The organism is Albirhodobacter sp. R86504 (assembly GCF_042466415.1).
Lineage (GTDB): Bacteria > Pseudomonadota > Alphaproteobacteria > Rhodobacterales > Rhodobacteraceae > Albirhodobacter.
This window is the reverse complement of the sequence record NZ_JAXHCH010000002.1, coordinates 2,382,495-2,403,869: the sequence shown is the minus strand read 5'-3', so window position 1 is coordinate 2,403,869 and position 21,375 is coordinate 2,382,495. Positions and strand designations below refer to the sequence as shown.

Annotated in this window: 19 protein-coding genes; 11 read left to right on the top strand and 8 right to left on the bottom strand. The window is 58.8% G+C overall.

Features of this window, described 5'->3' with window-relative positions; all coding sequences use genetic code 11:
* Positions 1–28 precede the first annotated feature (28 nt).
* From SJY32_RS13600 to SJY32_RS13580, 5 genes are all read right to left on the bottom strand, one after another.
* Positions 29–1,201 carry an HlyD family type I secretion periplasmic adaptor subunit gene (locus SJY32_RS13600; protein WP_376876387.1) on the bottom strand — a complete coding sequence of 391 codons (1,173 nt, stop codon included), beginning with the start codon at positions 1,199–1,201 and terminating at the stop codon, positions 29–31.
* On the bottom strand, positions 1,198–3,387 hold the full coding sequence (locus SJY32_RS13595) for an ATP-binding cassette domain-containing protein (protein WP_376877744.1): 2,190 nt from the start codon (positions 3,385–3,387) through the stop codon (positions 1,198–1,200). The genes SJY32_RS13600 and SJY32_RS13595 overlap by 4 nt, the downstream gene beginning before the upstream one ends.
* A gap of 81 nt (positions 3,388–3,468) precedes the next feature.
* Entirely contained in the window at positions 3,469–4,818 is a 1,350-nt protein-coding gene (locus SJY32_RS13590) for a TolC family protein (protein WP_376876384.1), read from the bottom strand.
* Positions 4,819–4,829: 11 nt separating this feature from the next.
* A complete protein-coding gene (locus SJY32_RS13585) occupies positions 4,830–8,183 on the bottom strand; it encodes an Ig-like domain-containing protein (RefSeq protein ID WP_376876381.1) in 3,354 nt (1,117 codons plus the stop codon).
* A 158-nt stretch (positions 8,184–8,341) separates the two neighbouring features.
* Positions 8,342–8,785, bottom strand: a complete 444-nt coding sequence (locus SJY32_RS13580; protein ID WP_376876378.1) for an NUDIX domain-containing protein — start codon at positions 8,783–8,785, stop codon at positions 8,342–8,344.
* A gap of 122 nt (positions 8,786–8,907) precedes the next feature.
* Here SJY32_RS13580 and SJY32_RS13575 point away from each other — a divergent pair, with 122 nt between their 5' ends.
* The 6 genes from SJY32_RS13575 (at position 8,908) to SJY32_RS13550 (ending at position 15,460) form a co-directional block, all read left to right on the top strand.
* Positions 8,908–9,933 (top strand): Hsp33 family molecular chaperone HslO, encoded by a 1,026-nt coding sequence (locus SJY32_RS13575; protein WP_376877741.1) that lies wholly within the window; start codon positions 8,908–8,910, stop codon positions 9,931–9,933.
* Positions 9,926–10,522 carry a CoA pyrophosphatase gene (locus SJY32_RS13570; RefSeq protein WP_376876375.1) on the top strand — a complete coding sequence of 199 codons (597 nt, stop codon included), beginning with the start codon at positions 9,926–9,928 and terminating at the stop codon, positions 10,520–10,522. Before SJY32_RS13575 ends, SJY32_RS13570 begins: the two co-directional genes overlap by 8 nt.
* Positions 10,519–11,682 (top strand): CCA tRNA nucleotidyltransferase, encoded by a 1,164-nt coding sequence (locus SJY32_RS13565; protein WP_376876372.1) that lies wholly within the window; start codon positions 10,519–10,521, stop codon positions 11,680–11,682. Before SJY32_RS13570 ends, SJY32_RS13565 begins: the two co-directional genes overlap by 4 nt.
* A gap of 48 nt (positions 11,683–11,730) precedes the next feature.
* Entirely contained in the window at positions 11,731–13,554 is a 1,824-nt protein-coding gene (locus SJY32_RS13560; protein ID WP_376876369.1) for an ABC transporter ATP-binding protein, read from the top strand.
* Positions 13,555–13,566: 12 nt separating this feature from the next.
* Positions 13,567–14,835 (top strand): class I SAM-dependent RNA methyltransferase, encoded by a 1,269-nt coding sequence (locus tag SJY32_RS13555; RefSeq protein ID WP_376876366.1) that lies wholly within the window; start codon positions 13,567–13,569, stop codon positions 14,833–14,835.
* An 85-nt stretch (positions 14,836–14,920) separates the two neighbouring features.
* On the top strand, positions 14,921–15,460 hold the full coding sequence (locus SJY32_RS13550) for a murein L,D-transpeptidase family protein (protein WP_376876363.1): 540 nt from the start codon (positions 14,921–14,923) through the stop codon (positions 15,458–15,460).
* 91 nt (positions 15,461–15,551) lie between these two features.
* On the opposite strand, the gene SJY32_RS13545 is transcribed toward SJY32_RS13550, so the two are convergent.
* A complete protein-coding gene (locus SJY32_RS13545; protein ID WP_376876360.1) occupies positions 15,552–16,061 on the bottom strand; it encodes a CAP domain-containing protein in 510 nt (169 codons plus the stop codon).
* Positions 16,062–16,257: 196 nt separating this feature from the next.
* On the opposite strand from SJY32_RS13545, the gene SJY32_RS13540 reads away from it, so the two are divergent.
* Complete coding sequence (locus SJY32_RS13540; RefSeq protein WP_376876357.1) at positions 16,258–16,875, top strand: L,D-transpeptidase; 618 nt, start codon at positions 16,258–16,260, stop codon at positions 16,873–16,875.
* A gap of 72 nt (positions 16,876–16,947) precedes the next feature.
* Here the strand turns inward: SJY32_RS13540 and hemH are convergent, their stop codons facing one another.
* Both hemH and SJY32_RS13530 read right to left on the bottom strand, forming a co-directional pair.
* On the bottom strand, positions 16,948–18,006 hold the full coding sequence (hemH, locus tag SJY32_RS13535; RefSeq protein ID WP_376876354.1) for a ferrochelatase: 1,059 nt from the start codon (positions 18,004–18,006) through the stop codon (positions 16,948–16,950).
* Positions 18,003–18,890: an SAM-dependent methyltransferase gene (locus SJY32_RS13530; protein WP_376876351.1), complete on the bottom strand. Its 888-nt coding sequence runs from the start codon at positions 18,888–18,890 to the stop codon at positions 18,003–18,005. The genes hemH and SJY32_RS13530 overlap by 4 nt, the downstream gene beginning before the upstream one ends.
* A gap of 47 nt (positions 18,891–18,937) precedes the next feature.
* Here SJY32_RS13530 and SJY32_RS13525 point away from each other — a divergent pair, with 47 nt between their 5' ends.
* The 4 genes from SJY32_RS13525 to SJY32_RS13510 are packed head-to-tail and all read left to right on the top strand — an operon-like array spanning position 18,938 to position 21,281.
* Positions 18,938–19,678, top strand: a complete 741-nt coding sequence (locus tag SJY32_RS13525) for a double zinc ribbon domain-containing protein (protein ID WP_376876348.1) — start codon at positions 18,938–18,940, stop codon at positions 19,676–19,678.
* A gap of 36 nt (positions 19,679–19,714) precedes the next feature.
* Positions 19,715–19,969: a glutaredoxin 3 gene (grxC, locus tag SJY32_RS13520; protein WP_376876345.1), complete on the top strand. Its 255-nt coding sequence runs from the start codon at positions 19,715–19,717 to the stop codon at positions 19,967–19,969.
* Positions 19,969–20,847: a carbon-nitrogen hydrolase family protein gene (locus tag SJY32_RS13515; protein ID WP_376876342.1), complete on the top strand. Its 879-nt coding sequence runs from the start codon at positions 19,969–19,971 to the stop codon at positions 20,845–20,847. The genes grxC and SJY32_RS13515 overlap by 1 nt, the downstream gene beginning before the upstream one ends.
* Positions 20,844–21,281 (top strand): MarR family winged helix-turn-helix transcriptional regulator, encoded by a 438-nt coding sequence (locus tag SJY32_RS13510; RefSeq protein WP_376876339.1) that lies wholly within the window; start codon positions 20,844–20,846, stop codon positions 21,279–21,281. The genes SJY32_RS13515 and SJY32_RS13510 overlap by 4 nt, the downstream gene beginning before the upstream one ends.
* Positions 21,282–21,375 lie beyond the last annotated feature (94 nt).

Sequence of the window (21,375 nt, the reverse complement as noted above, 5' to 3'; positions counted from 1 at the left end):
GGCCTTTTTGCGTTCGGGCGAGTGTTGCTCAAGGCTCGCGCAGCGCCTCGCGAGATTTGTAGAGTGGCTTTAGAAGATATTGCAAAACCGTCTTCTCGCCGGTGCGTAACTCCACCGTCGCCTGCATCCCCGGCTTGATTTGGAGATTGCGCTGGCGCTCGGTCAAATGCGCCACATCGACCCGCAGCGTGACCTTATAATAGGGCGCCGCTTTCGGGTCGCGCTCATCTTTAAAGGTATCCGCCGACAAGACGTGCACCTCCCCCTGAAGCGAGCCGTAGATCGTGTAGTCGTAAGCAGAAAGCTTAATAGTCGCCTCCTGCCCCGGCTTCACATTGGCGATATCCTCGGGCCGTATCTGCGCCTCGATGAACAGCTCTTCGTCCAACGGGATAATCTGCAAGATCTCCTCACCGGGGCGAATAACACCGCCAATCGTGGTGACAGAAAGCTTATTGACGATCCCCTTGAGTGGGCTTTCCAAGATCGTGCGATCCAACTGATCTTCGGCCGATTTGATCTGCTGCCGCAAAGTGCCTAGCTTGGCCAAAGTCTCGGAATACTCGCCAGCGCGCTCAAGCTCGGTCTTGGTGATGATATCGGAAAGCTGGTTCTCCGCATCGCGTGCCACTTTGCGGGCTCGCGTTACCTCGATCAGCGGCGCGATTTCCTTCTTGAGCATATTCTCAAGCAGCTTCAACTCCGCCGAAGCCTGCTCGGACACCCTCCGCGCGCCTAACTTGCGCGAGGTAAAATCCTCAAGCCGCGCCGTGAGCAGCGCGCGTTCGGACGCGATAATTGCTGGTACCAGTTTTTCTTCGTTGATCGAGGGCTCAAAGTCCGTCAGCCCCGCCATCTCCGCCTCTAGGCGCAACTTGCGCACCTCTAGCGCCGCGATTTGGCTTTCCAGATCATCGACCTGAGTTTGATACTGGGTGCCTTGTAACCTCGCCAGCACATCGCCAAGCTCAACCGTGTCGCCCTCGGACACATAGAGCGCGGCGAGGATGCCGCCTTCGAGGTTTTGGATGATCTGTGGCTTGGAGGACGACACAATCTCGCCTGTCCCACGCACGATTTCATCGACCCACGCCACGGCTGACCAAGCAATGAACAAGATCACGGTCGCCGCGATCAACCAAATCGTCGCCGAGGGACGTTTGGATCGATCTTCCATTGCGGACGGGTCCATCGTGCTCATTGGCCCGCACCTTTGGCTTTGTTGAGATGCGCAAGAACCGCGTCACGCGGACCATCAACCATTAGGCGACCGCTTTGCATGATCAACGTGCGATCCGTAAGCGCAAGGATCGGCACGCGATGCGTCGCGATGATCGCCGTGCGCCCTTGAAGCCAGCTTTCCAAACGCGAGACAAGTGTGATCTCGAGCGTTGTATCCAATGCCGCCGTCGGCTCATCCAAAAGCACAACCTGCGGATCTTGCAGCCACAGGCGCGCCCAACCGATTGATTGGCGCTGCCCGACCGATAGGCCCTCGCCGCCGTCTTTTATCTCGAGATCGAGGCCTTTGGGATGGCTCCGTAAAAACGGGCCCAAACCTGCGAAGTCTAGCGCTTGGTAAAGGCGGTCTTCGCTCCGCTCCAGCTGCGAGAGATTGAGGTTGTCGCGCAACGTGCCAGAGAACAGCCGAACATCCTGACTGAGATACCCCACCCCGCGCCGCAGATCCCGTGGATGCAATTGACTGAGATCGACACCGTCCAACAACACACGGCCGGAATTGGGCTCATATACCCCCGCGAGAAGTTTCAGCAGGGTTGATTTACCCGATCCGTTTGCCCCCAAAACCGCGACACGCTGCCCCGCTGGGATCGCCAGCGCCGCAATGTCGACGGTCGCTGCGCCGGAGGGATCATATTTGAAATCAATCTGACGCAGCTCGAAACTGCCGCCGATTTTTTCCGTCCGCAGATAAGAACGCTCGGCCTCCTGCATCTGCTCGGCGCCCGCAATCGCTTCCAAACCGGTTAGCGCAGCTTTCACGTTGGACCATCGCGCCAATGTGCCCGAAAGCTGCGTCAGAGGGCCCAGCGTGCGCGTGGTCAGCATCCCGATCGCGATGATTGAACCCACCGTAAAATCGCCAGAGAAAACCTTATACGTCCCGATCACAACGACGAGGATATAGGTGCCTTGCTGCACGCCCTGCGCCCACCCCGTCAACCACGCGGACAGCTTGCGCTGTTCGGAGGATTTCACAGCAGAGAGTGTCGTTAATTCTTCCCACAGGCGCTTGAACTTATCTTGCCCGCGCTGCGTGTTGACCGTCTCATGCTCGAAAATCGCCTCCATCAATAGCTTGGAAGCCCGCGCCGAGGCGCCTTGCGTGGCTTTGGTCAGCGCGATCATCTTTTTTTGCATCAAGAAGCCGGGCAAGACCATCAAGATGCCCCCCACGACTAACACCCATACAAGGTTCCCGCCGATGGAAGCCACGAGAGCGAGGAAGACGAAAATAAACGGCACATCCGCAAGTCCGCCAATCGTCGTCGCGGTGAAAAACTCCCGCACGGAGGAGAACTCCCGCATCGCGGAAAACAGCTGGCTGGGGGATCGCGCGGCGGGGGAGGCTTTCATTCCCAAGAGCCGCTCCATCAGGAGCTTTTGCACCGACAATTCGATTTTGCGACCTGAGACATCCATCAAGGACGACCGCGCTTGCTTGAGCGCACCCTCCATCAGCATCGCCAAAAACGCGCCCCCCGCCAGAACCCAAAGCGTTGCCTCCGATTTATGCGGGATCACGCGATCATAAACCTGCAACGAAAACAGGGCCACCGCGACCGCCAGAATATTCGCGAAGAGTGAACCAATCGCCACCTCCGCAAAGGTGCGGCGCTGCGTCAGAAACTCGCCCCAGAACCAATGGCTGCGGCCGTCCAGAAGACGATGGCGTTCCTCGATTTGGCGCAGGGTTGATCGCGCCCGCACGATCTTGCCCGAGAAAAACGGCGCAAATTCAAGTATCGGGACTTCGGCACGCCCGTCGGGCCGTGTTTTATCGTAGACTGTGACGGAGCCGCGATCCTGCCCGATCACCAACACCATCTGACCGCTGGTCATTACCGCAATCGCGGGCCAGTGCCCCGGCTCGGCCTCCGAAATCTGTTCGATTTCGACCTGCATCCCCGCAACTTTCAGCACAGCCGCGACCTGCTCGGGCGACACTTCGCCCGCGGGCACCCCAGTGACAGCGGCGGTGGCTTCGCCCACGGCGAGAAGCATTTGTTCCAAGATGTCGGCGGCGGGGATCTGCGCCCCCAACAAACCGGCATAGGCCGAGGCTAACTCGGCCCGTGCTCTCGCCTTGCTGATCGAGTTTGGCTTCGGAGCGGATCGGCCTGTGCCAGATGTGCCGCGCGGCATAGCACCGCCATCGGCCCCGCTCACGCGGGCCGCGTTAATGTCAAACGCGATAATCCGGTCGGTCAAACTGCCTTCCGCCCCTTAGATATTCGTACCATCGGCCAACAGGCCCAACTCGCCAGCTATAGATATCTCTAACAGGGCAATGTCGTATTTCAAAGCAATCTGCGCACGTTCCATCGCGGCATAGCTCTCATACATATTGACCAGTTCAAGCAACGTCCTGCGACCCACCTTATACTGCTCGACGAAGAGGTCCAGCCCCTCGCCTGTCTGGCGGATCACTTCCGCATCGCGCACATATTTCGCGCGCGCGGCTTCGAGCTTGCGCTCCATGGTCACGCGGGTGATCTGCGCGTCTTGCTGCGCTTCCGATACGGCGGCATCCGCACTGGCCTTTGTCGCCTCGATCGCCGCAAGTGCGTCCCCCGTGCCAAAGCCGAGCGCATTGCCGACGGTTGCCGATAGACCGAACTCGGACGCGCCCGAACCGACCTCTCCGACGGCCGAAATGCCAGGCAAATATCCCGCCCGCATAATTTTCGCTTCGGCAAGCGACCGGCCGCGTTCGGCTTCGGCCATCACCACGGTCAATGGCTTTGCCTCCAGTGTTTGCACGAAAAGCTGATCGACACCGGTCACGGTCGACAAATCGCGGTCGGCCATGGCGTTCAACTGCGCCAGAGCCGTTGTCCGGCTATCGTCATCCGACCGCGCGGTTGCTTCCATCTCGGCGTATTTTTGCGAAATGACGCGCGCCTCGGACATATCCGAGAGCCCCCCCTTCACGCGCTCCAACATGATGCGGTTGTATTCCTTCATCCGCACCGTTGCATCGCGCGCCGCCGCGCCCTGCTCGATCGCTCGTTTGGCGGCAATGTAATGCTCGAGACCGTCAGACACGCGGTCATTCATCTCGGCGGCGTAGTTCACCGCAGCGACTTCGACATCCGCCGCCGCAAATGCGCGCTCGGCTTTCTTCTTGCCGTTGTCGAACAGTACCTGCTCGACCACCAAAGACGTGACCAAATCCCCCAGAGAACTGAGCGAGATGGACGGTGTCAATTGTGGCAACCAATTCTTTGATCTTGCCTCTGCGGTAAGCCGCGCGACACGCAGCTCCGCTTCTGCCTTACCGCGCGAAGCCGCCAAAACGGATTGCCCGACTTGCTGATAGGCGCCACCACTCGGCAGGACCGAGCGACGGAGTTTAAGATCGGAGATCACAACGGAAGTCTCCGCCGTAACCCCTGGAGTTGCGGGAACGAGGGCCGCATCCGCACCCGCTGGCTGGAACGATTGCATGCTGGCAAGAGAAGAGTCCTCCTCCCCCCAGCCGCAACCGGTCAAGACCAAGGCAAAGCAGGCCGCCGTTCCGAACCGGACCGCCGAAGTGGCCCGGGGAAAATCCTTGAGGTCCCGCCGGGTCATTCGCACGCTCCTTAAATGGTCACCTGCGTGATATCGTCGTCGATCAGCAACGTCGCCCCGCTCGAGCCGAGCGTATAGACGTGGTGAACCGAGCCATCGATTTCGACCGTTTGACCGGTATCGACCGCACCTGTGGCCGTCACGCGATCTGCACTATCACCGCGCACCACGAGCGTGTGGTCGCTGTCGGTCAACGACATGATCTGCGCTTCGGTAATCGTCAGGTTCGCTTCTGGCGCGAAGCTCAAATCGATCGTTCCGAAGTCGAAGCTTTCCAACCCGACCCGATCAAGATTGACGTTTACCGCTTCGGTGTTGTTGACGATCATCAAGGTCGACGCATCGTTACCTGCCGCGTCTTCCGCCGTCACAACGAGGTACGATCCATCCGGAACCGTGCTGGAGAACCGGAAGAAGCTCTCGTCATATTCGACATCATTTGTCTGGCGGAAGGAGACGTTGCTGCTCGCACCGTTCGACGCGATTTGCGTCATGGTATAGCTGTCATCCGTCAGCATCGTACCGATCCCGCGAAGAGCACTTGATTCCGCTTGGAAGAACAGAATGTTCGGTGCGTCCGGCGTGATCAGATCATATTCGAAGCTTCCATCCAGCGTGGAGGTATTTTGATGGCTATCGGTGGCGAGAATGGTGTAACCCATTGTGCCCTCGCCGGCCGGCAAATCATCCGTGTCGAATGTCACCGTCCAACGCCCATTGCTGCCAGCCGTCGCGGTCTGGGTCGATCCGTTCGCCAGATTGACCTGAACCGTCGAATAGGCCTCGACCGTGCCGCCAATGGTGAAGCCTGCGGCGGCCTCGTCGGCGTTCACGACACCGTCGCCAGCAACTGTGCCGGTCTCGATGAAGTTCCGGACAACAGGGTCAAACGTCACTGTCGAACTTTGGGTCGCGACGTTTCCGTATTGATCCGTTGCTTGAACGCTGAGCGTCAGACTGGTTTCGGATGTTGGCAGTTGGCTCGCAGGGATTGTCGCGGTCCAAGTGCCATCGGCGCTCACGGTCGCCGCAACGCTGGAATTGGTGCCCAACGTCAAGCTGACGGTCGAGCCCGCTTCCACTGTGCCCGTAACGACAACACCGGTTGCACCCTCTGCCGCGTTGACAACATTATCCGCACCTGGCGTCGCAGTTGTATGCGTGAGACGGTTAACAACCGTATCGATCTGGATCGTTTGCGAGGCGGTCGACACGTTGCCCGCGAGATCGGTCGCGGTCACGGAGATGGTAGGCGTGCTCTCGCCTGCCGGAATCTGCGCTGTGGAGAACGTCGCGCTCCAAGTGCCATCAGCACCGGCTGTCACGGTCTGGCTCGCGGTGCCCATGGTCACAACCACGGTTGACCCAGCCTCAGCCGTCCCGACCAGCGGCACGCCACTTGTCGCTGTGCGCTCGGCGCCGGAGATCACGTTATCACCGGCCTGAACCGGATCAATCGCAACGGTGCCAACCGTATCCAAGGTGATCCAACGCGTATCCGTCGCGGTATTGCCTGCCGGATCAACCGCGCTGACGGTCGCGCGGACATCCCGCTCACCACCCGCGATTTCGCCATCCGCGAAGACAACCGACCAGCTTCCATCAGCGCCCGCTACAACCTCGTGCGATACAGAACCAATGCTCACCGTGACTGTCGCGCCCGCTTGCGAGCTTCCAGTCAGGGTTACGCCTTCGGCAAGCTCGGCGGCATTCACGATATTATCGTCGGTGATCGAATCATCATCAAACGCGACCGACATTACGGTGTCGATCTCGAGCGTGTCGGTGATTGTGCTCATGTTGCCGTGGATATCTGTCGCGACAACGGTGACGGCTGTTTCATATTCGCCGCCGGGCACTTCGGACTGCGTGAACGTAACTTCCCACGTACCGTCTTCTGAAACGGTGGCGCTGCGGGTAGTGTCCAACACGGTCACTTCAACCGTTGCGCCGGCCTCGCCTTCACCGCCGATGGTCACACCATCCGCATAGTCCGCAAGGTTCTCGATATCGCCAACACTCTGCGTGCCTTCGGTAAATTCAACCGGCGGCGGCGTCATGTCGATCAGGAAGTCAGGGCCATCGAGTTCGTAAACGGTACCACCAGTGGTCACGGTCACCTCGGAGGAATAATCGCCGTCCGCGGGGAAGTTATCGCCCTCGAAGGTCACGCTCCAAACGCCATCATCATCAATCGTCGTCGTCACGGTTTCGTCGCCGATGACAACTTCCACAGTCGACCCGGGCGCACCCGTGCCGGACACCACAGGAGACCCCGAAGTGATCAAGGTCAGCGTGCTGTCATCATCAGGGTTATCGACGGTCGGGATGATAACTTCGACAGGCTCAGTCGCGGTTGTTGGATCGGTCGCGTCAGTTGCGTCTGTGCCATCCGTCGGATCAACGACAACGGTTGGGTCTGTCCCATCTGTGGAGTCTGTCCCATCCGTTGCATCGGTCCCATCGGTCGTGTCGGTACCATCAGTTGCGTCGGTACCATCGGTGCCATCAGTTGCGTCGGTAGCATCTGTACCGTCTGTCGCATCCGTAGCGTCTGTCCCATCCGTGGGATCAACCACAACAGTTGGGTCTGTCGCGTCGGTGGAATCCGTGCCGTCCGTCCCATCGGTCACGTCCGTGGCATCAGTTGCATCAGTGCCGTCTGTCGCATCGGTGGTATCCGTTGCGTCAGTGACGTCCGTTGCATCTGTGGAATCCGTTGCATCGGTCGCATCCGTACCATCGGTGGCATCAGTGCCGTCCGTCGCATCCGTGGCGTCAGTTACGTCGGTCGCATCCGTGGTGTCAGTCGTGTCGGTTGTGTCCGTTGCTGTTGAACCACCGCCAGAGCCACCGAGCAAACCGAGACCCAAAAGACCGGCCCCTGCGAGCGCCGCAGAAGCGCCTAGCCCCCCGAGGACGGGCGCGAAGGCCGCCATGCCGGTTGCTTCACCAAGCTCAGCATCCGCAACAAGCTCACTACCTTCGTAGAACGAAATCTGGTCATACGGGCTCCATTTATCGGCCCCCATGTCGCCGCCATAGCTGGCAAACAAGATGCCATCCGGGCCAGATTCAATGAAGACTTGCGAGATTTCGCCGTCGGCGGAGATGAACAACTTGTTCTCCTCGCCCGCTGCAGCGTTAAAATAATCACTCAGAGTAATAACACGGCCATCGATCAGGGTGATTTGAAGGTCACTCACGTCGCGCGTGTATTTCAAAATGTTTGATTTACGGAGGTTTAGGGAAATCTCATCGCCCGAACCTACTACGAGAAAATCGCTCGCGCCGTCACCACCAACAACACCACGATTAACGCCGCCCATGTCATCACGGACAGCAAAGTCAATTGACTTTACCATAAAATGTACTCCGCCTCATTACCCGTGGCCTTTGGCCAACTTTTTATACTGCTCGACGTTTAATTAACTTATTTTGGACACAATTACTAGCAGGTTGTTCCTTACGTAAAGTAAAATCGTGCTAAATACGCGGCATTGATGCCGCAGTATGCGTAAAACTACATAAAGCTCAGGATTGCATGGCGCAAAAAGTGCCGGTCGCCCTCGCTCCCGACCAAATCCGCCGCCTGCGATGCCCGACACCATACCGCCTCATGGCCAGGCTCTAACGGGGCGCCGCGGCGGATTACCGGACGCGCTAAATAGATCGTGCAAATCTTCTCAGCCCAGCGGTCGTAGTCGGGCATAAAGGTAAAGCGACGATAGGCACCCAATCGCTGCGGCTGCGCAATTGCCCAGCCGGTTTCCTCATAAACCTCGCGGTGCAACGCTTGAATCGCGCTTTCACCCGGGTCGATCCCCCCTCCGGGCAGTTGGAATTCTGGTTCCGGCAGCGCTTGATGCGTCAGCAAAACATCCCCATCCCGAATCAGAATCGCATAGGCTCCGTGGCGCGGACGGTAGGCCTGCCCACGCTTGGGCGTCTCTCCAAAACGGCGCATCTACTGCTTCCCCCCTTGGGTCATCGGTTGCCGTACCTATATAGGCACGGTATGCCAGCCAAGACACCTTTGACATGACACCCCTTCGGGGCCAAGCCCCGCTGGCGGGCACAGGATATAATATGACCACGCTCTCGCAAATCGCATGGGACGATACCGTCCTTCCTTTCCAACTCGATCTTCCCGATGTGCGCGGCCGCGTTGCACGGCTGGATGGCGTTTTGGAACAAGTGCTGTCACAGCATGATTACCCCCCTGTTATCGAAGCCCTCGTTGCCGAAGTTGCCTTGCTGACCGCGCTCATCGGTCAAACGATTAAGCTGCGTTGGAAGCTTTCGCTGCAAATCCGCGGCAGTGGCCCGATCCGCATCATCGCGACGGACTATTATGCCCCCGCCAGCGAAGGCGCACCGGCGCGTATCCGTGGCTGGGCAAGCTTCGATAAGGACGCTGTCGATCTGAATGCTGACGGGTTCGGACAGATCGGCCAAGGCTATTTCGCCGTGCTGATCGACCAAGGCGAAGGCACGACGCCGTATCAAGGCATCACCCCTTTGTCGGGCGGTTCGCTGGCCGCTTGCGCCCAAACCTATTTCGCGCAATCCGAACAGCTCCCCACGCGGTTCTCGCTCGCCTTCGGGCGTTCGACGCTTCCGGGTGAGGGAGAGCGGTGGCGCGCCGGTGGCGTGATGCTGCAAACGATGCCAAAAGCGTCGCCACTCATGGCGAAGTCTGACGCGCCTGCGGAGGACACCCCGCGCCCGTTGGAAGGCGATGACATCTTGCACGGTGACGATCAGGAAAACTGGAGCCGCGCGAACATGTTGCTCGACACCGTTGAACAACTCGAATTGATCGGGCCCACCGTTCATCCGACGGATCTGCTCGTGCGCTTGTTCCATGAGGAGCAACCCCGCGTGTTCGACCCGCAGCGCGTAGAATTTGGCTGCACCTGCTCAGAAGACCGCGTGCGCGATTCGCTTGCGATTTATTCAGCCAAGGATATCCGCACCATGACGACGGAGGAAAATACCGTCACGGCCGATTGCCAGTTCTGCGGCGCGCATTACGTGTTTGATCCGCAATCCTTGGGGTTTGAGGCGACGGTCACGCCACAAGGCGATCCGATCGAGGCGAAAGATGACTGATCCGTTAGCCCCGATCTTGCAGGCTTTAGCGCGATCGGGGCGACCGTCTTCGGATTATGATCTGAACCCTGATATCGTTCTCCCTCCGGGGCGCCCTCTGCGAGAAGCGGGCGTTCTGGCGGCCTTTCGCGACGGGCCCGCGGGGGCGGAATTGATGCTGACCAAACGCTCATCGCATTTGCGCCATCATCCGGGGCAAATTGCCTTTCCGGGCGGCAAGGTTGATCCAACAGACGCCAATCCCACCGCCGCCGCGCTGCGAGAGGCGCAAGAGGAAGTCGGCCTTGATCCGTCTTCCGTTACGGTTTTGGGCACGTTCGATCCGCATGAAACCGTGACGGGCTTTACAGTCACGCCCGTCTTCGCGCGCATTCACGGGCCGTTTACGCCGCGCGCCGAGATCGGTGAGGTCGATGAAATATTTTTTGTGCCTCTGAGCCATATCGCGAACCCGACCAATTTCCGCGTGGAGGGGCGCGTCTGGCGCGGCACCACACGATCCTTCTATACCGTTCCCTACGGCCCCTACTACATCTGGGGCGCAACAGCGCGCATACTTCGTGCGCTCGCAGACCGGATCGCAGGATGACACAGACCACAAAACCAATGGCCCCGGTCGCTACATCGGTGACAGGTGACTGGCTCACGCGGTGGCAAACCCAAGAGGTGATGGGGATGCTCACATCCGCCGGTCACCGAGCCTATGTCGTGGGAGGCTGCGTGCGCAATGCGCTGCTGGGGGCGCCCGTGTCCGATATCGATATTTCGACGGATGCGCCGCCCGCCACGGTCACGCGCTGCGCGGAGGCGGCGGGTTTCAAACCTGTCCCGACCGGCATCGAGCATGGCACTGTCACAGTTATTGCAGGCGGGATCGCGCATGAGATAACCACGTTCCGCCGCGACATCGCAACGGACGGACGCAACGCGACGGTTGCGTTTTCCGACTGCATTGAAGATGACGCTCAGCGCCGTGATTTCACAATGAATGCGTTATATGCCGATGCGGCAGGCGTAGTTCTCGATCCCGTCGGCGCGGGCCTTCGCGATTTGACCGCGCGTCGCGTCCGATTCGTGGGCGATGCAGAGACGCGGATATCCGAGGATTACTTGCGGATTTTACGGTTTTTCAGATTTTCGGCTTGGTATGGCGAAGATCTGGACGCAGATGGTTTGGCCGCTTGCGCAGCACTTGCAGACGGCATGGGGCGCCTGTCGCGCGAGCGTGTCGGGAATGAGATGCGCAAACTGTTGTCCGCAAACGATCCCGTCCCTGCGGTTTGGGCGATGTATCATGCGGGCGTATTGGCGCAAGTGCTCGCTGGCGCGGATCCGCGCGCGCTAGGGCCGCTCGTTCATTTGGCGCCGCAGAGCAACTGGATGACCCGCCTTGCCGCTGTCTCTGGCGGCGATGTCGGATCGGCCCTCCGCCTCTCCAAAGCCGAAACAAAACAAGTTGCACTTTTGCGAGAGGCTGCGATTGGGACGGCCTCGGCGGGCGCGCTCGGGTATCACCTTGGCGCGCAGATGGCGCGGGATGTCATGGCGCTCCGCTCGGCGCTTCTGGAAATGCCGCTATCGCCCGACGTCACGGCAGATATCCAGTGTGGCGCACATGCTGACTTCCCCGTCAAACCCGCCGACTTGATGCCCGTTTTCCAAGGCGCCGCGCTGGGCGCGAAGCTGAAAGAGCTTGAAGCGCGCTGGATCGAATCTGGCTTTACCCTCACTCGCGGCGATTTGCTGTGACACTTCCTACGCTCGCCCTATATTTTAGGGGCAACTGAAAGGCGTCCTATGTTTGATCCATTCCGTCCCGCTGCGGGCAATCCGCCCAACACTCTCGGCCGCTTCATGCGGTGGTGTCTGGAGGGAAGCTGGCCGACCCTCTCTATCGCTGCGGTAATGTCAGCCATAGCAGGGACGATGGAGGTTCTATCCGCACTTCTTTTGGGGATGGTGATTGATGCCACGCTGGCCGGTCCGGAAGGCTTTTTCGGGCAGAACGCGTTATTGATTGCCGCCTATGTCGGATTTTACATCATCCTGAGGCCACTCGCGTTCGCGGCCTCCTCCGCGACCTCCAATCTTTGGGTTAATCCAAATGTGATGCCACTTGTCCTGTCGCGGTTGCATCGTTGGACCATGGGGCAATCAGTTACATTCTTTGATAATGATTTCGCAGGCCGTATCGCGCAGAAACAGATGCAAACAGCACGCGCCGTCACCGATGTTGCTTCGGAGACAATTAACACAGGCGCCTTCGCTCTGGCCTCCGTTGTCGGCTCGATTATCTTGCTGATCGGCATTGATATTTGGGGCGCGATTGGGTTGGCGCTTTGGCTTGTTGTCTACATCGCCTTGATCCGGTGGTTCCTGCCGAAAGTTCGCACGAAATCGGCAGAGCGCGCCTCAGCGCGGGCGATGGTGACGGGGCAGGTCGTCGACACGATCACCAACATCAAAACCGTGAAGCTTTTTGCCCATGCGTCTTTCGAGGATCAGGAAGCCCTGAAATCCATGGCAAAGTTTCGGGAAAAGGCCATTGGATTTGGCAAAATCAACACGAGCTACCGTGCGGCGCAGATGGCCTTTTCCGGCCTTTTGCCCGTCTTGCTCGTCGGCGGCGCGATATTGCTGTGGCAGCAAGGCCAAGCCACCGCAGGCGACATCGCAACCTCTGGCTCCATCGCGATGCGGATCGCGCAGATGTCGGGCTGGGTTTCGATGGCGCTGATGGGGATTTGGGCCTCAGTCGGAGAGGTCGAGGACGGCATGAAAACCCTCACACCACCGCACACGCTGAAAGATCGGGCAGAGGCGGTCGAGATGCCGCGCGCGTCGGGGGAAATTATGTTTGACGGCGTTTCCTTCGCATACGGGCGGCAGAAGGGCGGCCTAAACGATATCCATCTTTCGATTCGCGCGGGTGAGCGGATCGGGATTGTGGGGGCCTCCGGTGCAGGTAAATCGACATTGGTATCTGTGCTTTTGCGCCTTTACGATACAGAGCAAGGCCAAGTTAAGATTGACGGACAGGATGTCCGCGACGTCACGCAAGAAAGTCTGCGCCGGAACATTGGCATGGTCACGCAAGAAACCGCGATGTTCAATCGCTCCGCGCGTGAGAACATCCTCTACGGTCGCCCCGATGCCTCCGAGGAGGAGATTATCGCCGCAGCGAAAGCCGCCGAGGCGCATGAGTTCATCATGGCACTTGAAGATCACACGGGCAAAACGGGATATGACGCTGCCTTGGGAGAGCGGGGCGTCAAGCTTTCAGGTGGCCAACGTCAGAGGATCGCTCTCGCGCGGGCCTTCTTGAAGGACGCGCCTATCCTCGTGCTGGATGAGGCAACGTCCGCATTGGACAGCGAGGTTGAAGCCTCCATTCAAGACGCGCTCACGCGGGTCATGGATGGCAAAACCGTTCTCGCGATCGCGCACCGTTTGTCCACCATTGCCGAGATGGATCGTATCGTGGTCTTGGAAGCAGGCGAAATCGTCGAGGCAGGATCGCATTCCGATCTACTGGCGCAAGGTGGCCTTTATGCACGCTATTGGGAGCGTCAATCTGGTGGATTCATCGAGTGTGATGATGATAAAGAGGCGGCCGAATAGGAGCCGCCTCTGATGACCAGCCAGCCGATAAGCCAGCCTTCCGAAACACCCCGTCAAACTCTGACAATCAACCGCCTCGGTCATTTGGGCGACGCGATTGCGGAGACGCCCGACGGCCCGATCTATGTCGCGATGGCCCTGCCCGGCGAAGTCGTTGAAGCCACGGGTGAGGCCAGAATTACCGCGCCCAAGATCATCACCCCTTCGGAGGACCGTGTCAAAGCGCCCTGCCCGCACTACCGCTCTTGTGGGGGGTGCGTCTTGCAGCACGCCGCCGATCCGTTCGTTGCGCGTTGGAAGGCCGAAGTTGTCGAGACCGCGCTGCGCGGCCAAGGCATCGAGGCGCATACCACGCAGACGCTCACCTCTCCCACGCAATCGCGACGGCGAGCGGTGGTGACGGGGCGGCGCACGAAAAAAGGCGCGCTGGTCGGCTTCCATGCGCGCGGGTCGGATACGATCATCGAAATTCCGCAGTGCAAACTTCTCGATCCCGCCTTGATGGCGGCGCTGCCTGCGGCGCAGGATGCGACCTTGGCCGGCTCGTCGCGCAAGGGCGAAATCGCCTTCACGTTGACCCTATCTGACTCGGGCGTTGATATGGCCTGTGAGGGCGGCAAGGAAATGGACCCGGCGCTATTCACAACACTGGCGGGGTTGGCAGAGACGCACAGCCTCGCGCGTATCTCGTGGAATGGCGAAGCCGTCGCGACGCGCGCACCCGCGCAGCAAACGATGGGCAAAGCCCGCGTGCAGCCGCCCTCTGGTGCGTTCTTGCAGGCCACTCGACACGGCGAGGCCGCATTGCTGGAGGCGGTGAAAGCTATCGTTGGCGATGCGCCGCGGGTTGTTGATCTGTTTACGGGGTGCGGCACATTTGCCCTCCCCCTCGCAGAAACATCCGAAGTCCACGCCGTAGAATCCGAACCCGCGATGATTCGCGCGCTTGATACCGGCTGGCGCTCTGCGCAGGGGCTAAAACGCGTGACAACGGAGGCGCGCGACTTGTTTCGCCGTCCGCTATTGCCGGATGAATTGAAGCCGTTTGATGTGGTTGTTCTAGATCCGCCACGCGCAGGCGCCGAGGCTCAGATCGAGCAGATCGCCCTCTCCGAGGTGCACAAGATCGCCTATGTCTCTTGCAACCCGATCACATTCGCCCGCGACGCGCGGCGTTTGATCACAGCAGGGTTCTCCCTTGGCCCGCTGACCGTGGTGGATCAATTCCGCTGGTCAACCCATGTGGAACTCGTGGCAGAATTCACACGGCCATCACGATAACGAGAGTTTTACCCCCCTTCTCAACCGATCTGTGATCCGTTAGGAGCAAGAAAAAAAGCTCGAGCAAATCACCACAGGACTTAACATGCTAACCCGTCGTTCGATGATTGGCCTTTCCGGCGTTGCTCTTCTTTCCGCATGCGGAGGGGGCGGCGGGGATAGCTTGCTGGGCTATGCCCCTGCGCGGCAACCACGCATTATGCGCTATGATGGTCCGCCGATCACGCAGCTGCAGATTTTTAAAGCGAAGCGGAAGCTTTACCTGATCAGTGGCACCACAGTGATCAAGACCTACGACATATCTCTCGGGGGCAATCCGATCGGACCGAAGCAATTCGAGGGCGACGGGAAGACACCTGAGGGCGCCTACCGCATTGACCGCCGCAACTGGAACTCTGCCTATCATCTGTCGCTCGGGATTTCGTATCCCGATACGGATGATGTCGCGCGCGCGGACGCTGCTGGCCGTAAACCTGGCGGTGACATCTTCATTCATGGTCGCGAAGGCAAGAACAAAGGCCTAGGGCGCGACTGGACGGCTGGCTGCATTGCCGTGAGCGACGACGAAATTGAAGAAATTTTCGCTATGGTCCAAGATGGGACAGTGATTTTCCTGTTCCCTTAAGATCTTGATGACTGCGAATTGCAAAAAAAGGGGGCCGCGATGGCCCCCTTTTTCGTTGGGTCGTGAAACGCAAGAACGGCTTTATGCCAACTTATCCCCCCGTCAGAAGCGTCCACCAAATTTTGCCTGTCGGCTCTTGTAGCCATGCAAATCCGATCTCGCGTGCCTCCGGGCTGAGCAGAACTTCGCGCGTATCGGGCACGTTCATCCATGCCGCGAGCGTTTCTGTCTCGTTCTCGAAGGTCTCGGAGATGTTCTCTCCCAAAATGCGGCCCGCGTACCCTGCGCGACGGGCGCGGTCGATCGGGGAGGAGCCATCCGATCCAAAGTGCCAAGCACGGTTTTGCACCGACATATCCCGCGAGTGGGTTGCCGCAGCGGCCGTCAGGGTGGGGCTCAGCGTGACAGGTGCGACGCCCCGCGCCGACCGCAATGCATTCAGTGAGTCGAGAACGCGGTAAGGGATCTTCGCCTCCTCGGAGGACTTGATCTTGTAAACCTGCGGCAACGGCTTTCCATCGGCGCCAAATTGCGCTTCCGGTTCGGAGGCACAGGCCGCAAGAGACAGCACCGATAGCAACATAATAGCAATGCGAGACATAAACCCACCCATTTGTGATCGTGGAGAGCCTTACAATGTTGTAACCTCTGGGGCAAACGCAACTCTGCGTGATCACGCAGATGACAGTCGTTTGATTTGCACCTGCGGCAGTCACGCAATATTTACACTTAAACAAAGGGCTGTTTTCGCCCGAAATTCGATTGCCCGAGTGATTCGGGGCTGATGGAGTAAAGACATGACCGCCTCGCGCACCCTTCTTGACCGCCGCCGCTTTCTTGGCACCGCCGCCGCCACAGTCGGCGCGACGCTTGCCGCGCCTGCCTTGGCGCAATCGCAGGCCGTCTATGATCCGACCGCGGAAAACCACGAGACCACAGAATACACGAACGACCGCCGCAATATCTCGTCGTTCCGCACGCTTGATTGGCGTCCGTATTTTGACAACACGGCAAACGGCGCTGTTCTTGTCGACACCATCTCGCGCGCGCTGCATTTCTGGTCCGAAGATCAAACCGTTTACAAGCTCTACCCGACATCCGTGCCGCTGACCGCAGATTTGACCCGCCGTGGCCGCACCGAAATTATTAAGAAAGTCGAAGGCCCGACTTGGTCGCCGACTCCGTCGATGAAAGAGCGCAATCCTGAATGGCCAGATTTCGTGCCAGCAGGCCCGGACAATCCGCTCGGCACGCATGCACTTTGGCTGTCGTGGCAGTATTACCGTATTCACGGCACGCACGACACGCGCAAGATCGGTCGTAAATCATCGAACGGCTGCATCGGCTTGTATAATGAACAGATCGCAGAGCTGTTCTCTCTGACCAAAGTCGGCACACAGGTTCTGTTGATTTAAGTTCGCACAGATCACGCATTCAAAAAAGGGCAGGTCAAACGACCTGCCCTTTTCATATCATCCAGGTATCCGTTACTGGATCCAGCCGAGCAGATTTTCTTCAACGACTTCCATCAACACTTTGATATGCGCTTCGTCGTCATTCAGGCACGGGATATAAGTAAAGCTCTCACCGCCCGCATGCTCGAATGCCTCGCGAATTTCACCGTTGATTTCCTCCAGCGTCTCGATGCAGTCGGACGCGAAGGCAGGCGAGATAACAGCGATATGCTTTTTGCCCTGCTTTGCAAGTTCCGCGACATGCTCAACCGTATAAGGCTTCAACCATTCCTCGCGCCCGAAGACCGATTGGAACGTCGTATCGATGGAGCCTTTTTCCCAACCCAGCCGCTCACGCAAAAGACGTGAGGTTTTCTGGCACTGGCAGTGATACGGATCGCCCTCCATCAAATACCGCTTTGGCATCCCGTGATACGACGCAACCAGCACATCAGGTTTATGTGGCAAAGCGGCGTAGGCCCGCTCAACCGTTCCGGCGAGCGCGTCGATATAGCTGGGGCGATCAAAATATTCAGGCGTAATGCGCGCCGCAGGCTGACGGTTAACTTTCATTAGCGCCTTAAAGAACGCATCATTCGCCGTGGCGGATGTCGCGCCAGCGTATTGCGGATAAAGCGGCACAAACAGGATTTTCTCACATCCCGCAGCGACCATCTTATCGACGACGGATTGCGTCGATGGATTGCCATAGCGCATGCAGAAATCGACCATCACCTCCGCGCCATACCGCAGATCGGCCGCTGTTTTCAGCTTCGCGATCTGCTGCTTCGTGATCGTCATCAAAGGGCTTTCATCTGCTTCTTTGTTCCAGATCAGCTTGTAATTGGCGCCCGAGGTAAACGGCCTGCGCGTCAGGATGATCAGTTGTAGCAGGGGCTGCCATTTCCAATCGGGGATATCGACCACCCGCTTATCGGATAGAAACTCATTGAGGTACCGACGCATCGACCAGTAATCCGTCCCGTCGGGCGTACCGAGGTTAGCGAACAAGATACCGATCTTGGGCTTCAGAACCGCCGGATGGTCGGCGGGCGCGTGAGTGAGGCGACCTTCGCCTGCTTTCGTCATCATGAATCTTGTCCCTTATTACCTTGGCCTTCATCACCGCTCTCGGGCTGGCTTTTGTCCGACTTAGCGGGCGATGCGGGCCCGTCAAGCTGTGCTGCCGCCAATGCGTCGGCAAGTCGCATCTGCGCCGATCCGGGCTTGAGCGGCTTTTGCTGGCTTTCATGGGGCGCCCACCCCCCGAGATAGATCATCTCGAAACTCGCGCGCACGCGGTCGCCTTGTGAAAAGTTTTCGGCGTATATCCGTGTCGCTTCCGCAAACACGCTGCGACGAGAAAAACTGCGCAGCCGACTTGTCAGAACATTTGTTTCGCCCATTGTGCGCAGATCATGCATCAAATGGAACGCATCGCGATAAAGAACCGTTTTCAGGGCGCTATCGGCAACGGGCAAAGCAAATCCGGCGCGTTGCAAAAGCCCCCCCATATCGCGGATCTCGCCCATCGGCAGAACTCGCGGTGAAAGACCGCCTGTCGTCGCTATTTCCGCCTCAGCAAGTGCTGCGCGCAACTCCGCGAGAGTTTGACCCCCGAACGCCACACCGAGGAAAAAGCCATCAGGCTTTAAGGCGCGGCGACATTGCACCAATTGCCCGACGGGATCATTCGCACAGTGCAAGCCAAACGCGTGAATCACCAGATCATGGGCCTGCGGATCGAGGTCAATCACCTCATCATCGCGCACGATTTTTGCATTCGGCAGAATTTTTCCCCACGGGTCGGGGAAACCTGTGACAATGGCCGGCGCGGTAAACGTTTTATTAACCTCGCTCAGTCTCTCCTCAATCTCGGCAGCAGCATCTTCATGCAAGAAAAGCCCTTCACGCGTCGCGCGGGCGCGGCGGGCGATCTGGGCGGTGCGATCAGTGAGAAGGGGAGGTTTCGTCATGAGGTTCATCATAATCCGCAACACATCGGGATACCAGAGGGCGCCGAATGCTCACCGCGCCGCTTGAACGCATCAGTTATCACGCATTGAATGCGATCTTCCCTCCGCGCTGCGCTTGTTGCGAGGAGTTTGTGATCAAGGACGGTGGGCTGTGCGCCTCTTGCTGGGGGCAGACAGATTTCATTCGGGGGTTCTTTTGCGACTGCTGCGCGCTTCCCTTGGCGGGTGAGGCCGACGGGGGGCGCACGCTGTGCGATGACTGTCACGCGAACCCTCCTCCATGGCAACGCGGACGGGCCGTGTTCGTGTATAAGGGCAAGGGCCGTGACATGGTCCTCGCGTTGAAAAACGATCGGTACGCATTGGCAAAGCCCCTCGCGCGGTGGCTCACGTCAGCAGTGGCGCCGATCATTGATGCACAAACACTTGTCGTGCCTGTCCCCTTGCACAGGAAACGCTTATTTGAGCGGCGCTATAATCAATCTGCGCTTCTGTCTGCTCGCCTCGCGAAAGCGCGTGCGTTAGAGCATATCCCCGATTTGCTGCGACGGCCAAACGCGACTCAAAGCCAAGGCGGTAAGACCGCAGAGCAGCGCGAAGCAAATTTGAAAGGGGCCATCGAAATCACCCCGCGCCACGCCCACCGCATAAACGGACGAGACATCTTGATCGTGGACGATGTCTTAACGTCAGGCGCAACATTACGTGCATCCGCGCACGCCTGCCTGAACGCGGGCGCACGGAAGGTTTCGGTGGCGGTACTAGCGCGCGTTGCGCGGGATGCCTAAATGCCTATAGTCACACCAAACCGAAAGGGATTGACTATGAAACGCGTTGAAATTTACACGACACCAACCTGCCCCTTCTGCCACCGCGCCAAAGCGCTGCTCAAGCAAAAGGGCGTCTCTTTTGAAGAAACCGATGTGTCGCTTGATCCCTCGATCCGCAGCGCGATGACCACACGCGCCGGCGGCAAAAGGACCGTTCCGCAGATCTTCATTGATGGCAAACATATCGGCGGCTGCGATGATCTTTATGCTGTTGAAAACGCAGGCAAGCTCGACGCTTTGCTCGCCTGATGCGCGTTGGGCTCGTTCAGCTGACGGTCTCCGATGACGTGGAGGCGAACCTGATCCGCACGCGTGCGCTGATTGCACAGGCGGCGGAGGCAGGCGCGCAATTCATCCTGACGCCTGAATGCACCAACTTGCTGTCATCGGATCGTGGCTATCAGGCCGCGACGTTGCGCAGCGAAACAGATGATTTAACCCTTCAAACGCTGCGCGGGGACGCGCAGCGTTTGGGCGTGCATCTATTGATCGGCTCGCTTGCGATCAAAACAGACGATCTGGACGGCCGCTTCGCCAATCGATCTTACCTGATCGGGCCGCAGGGCGAGATTCTGGCGCGGTACGACAAGATTCATATGTTCGACGTCACCGTATCTGAGACGGAAAGCTATCGCGAAAGCGCAGCTTACCGTCCTGGCACTGAGGCGATCACAGCTCTGGTGCAGGATACGACCATCGGGATGGCCGTTTGCTATGATGTCCGCTTCCCCTATCTTTTCCGTGTGCTAGCCAAGGCCGGCGCGCAGGTCCTGACCGTTCCGGCGGCGTTCAATGATACGACTGGCGCTGCGCATTGGCATATTCTGTTGCGAGCGCGTGCGATTGAGACGGGGTGCTTTGTGCTCGCGCCGGCCCAATGCGGGCTACATCCTGCGGTGAAGGGCAATGCCCCGAAACACCCCCGGCGCACCTATGGCCATTCGCTCGTGATTTCCCCTTGGGGCGAAATTTTGGCGGATGCCGGACCCCAGGAAGGTATCACCGTCGTCGACCTCGATCTTAGCGATGTCGCGAAAGTTCGCGGGCGCATCCCCTCAATCACTCACGATCGTCCGTTTGCCGTCGCAGCCGCAGCCGCAAACCCCTCCCCTACGAGCACCGCATGAGCGATCAATCAGACCCTCTCGCCGCGACTTTATTTGCAGAAGTGTTCATGGCCGACCAGTTGGCGCGCAATCGCGTCTCAAAGGCGTTGCCAAAGGGTATGGAGATCTCGCATTTCTCCGTTCTGAACCACCTTGCCCATTTCAATGAAGAACGAACCCCTGCCCAACTCGCCGCGACGTTTCATGTAACACGTGGGGCAATGACAAATACTTTGTCTAAACTCGTCTGGGCCGGGCATATTCATATTCGCCCGGATTGGGACGACGCGCGCCGGAAATTCGTCGCGATTTCTCCCGCAGGCCGCGCCGCCAGAGATGCGGCATTGGCTGCATTCATGCCAGTCATCAGCGATATCGTCCGTAGCATCGGTGAAGATAAAGTGCGCCAAGCGCTCCCCGTGCTTCGCGAATTGCGCTTGCGGCTCGAAGAGTAGCCCCTCCTCACGCGAATTGCTGCGAATGCCACGCCGCGCCCCCTTGCGCGCAGCCGTCTTTGCGGCCAGCGTGCCGCAGGGAGCGCGGATCTGC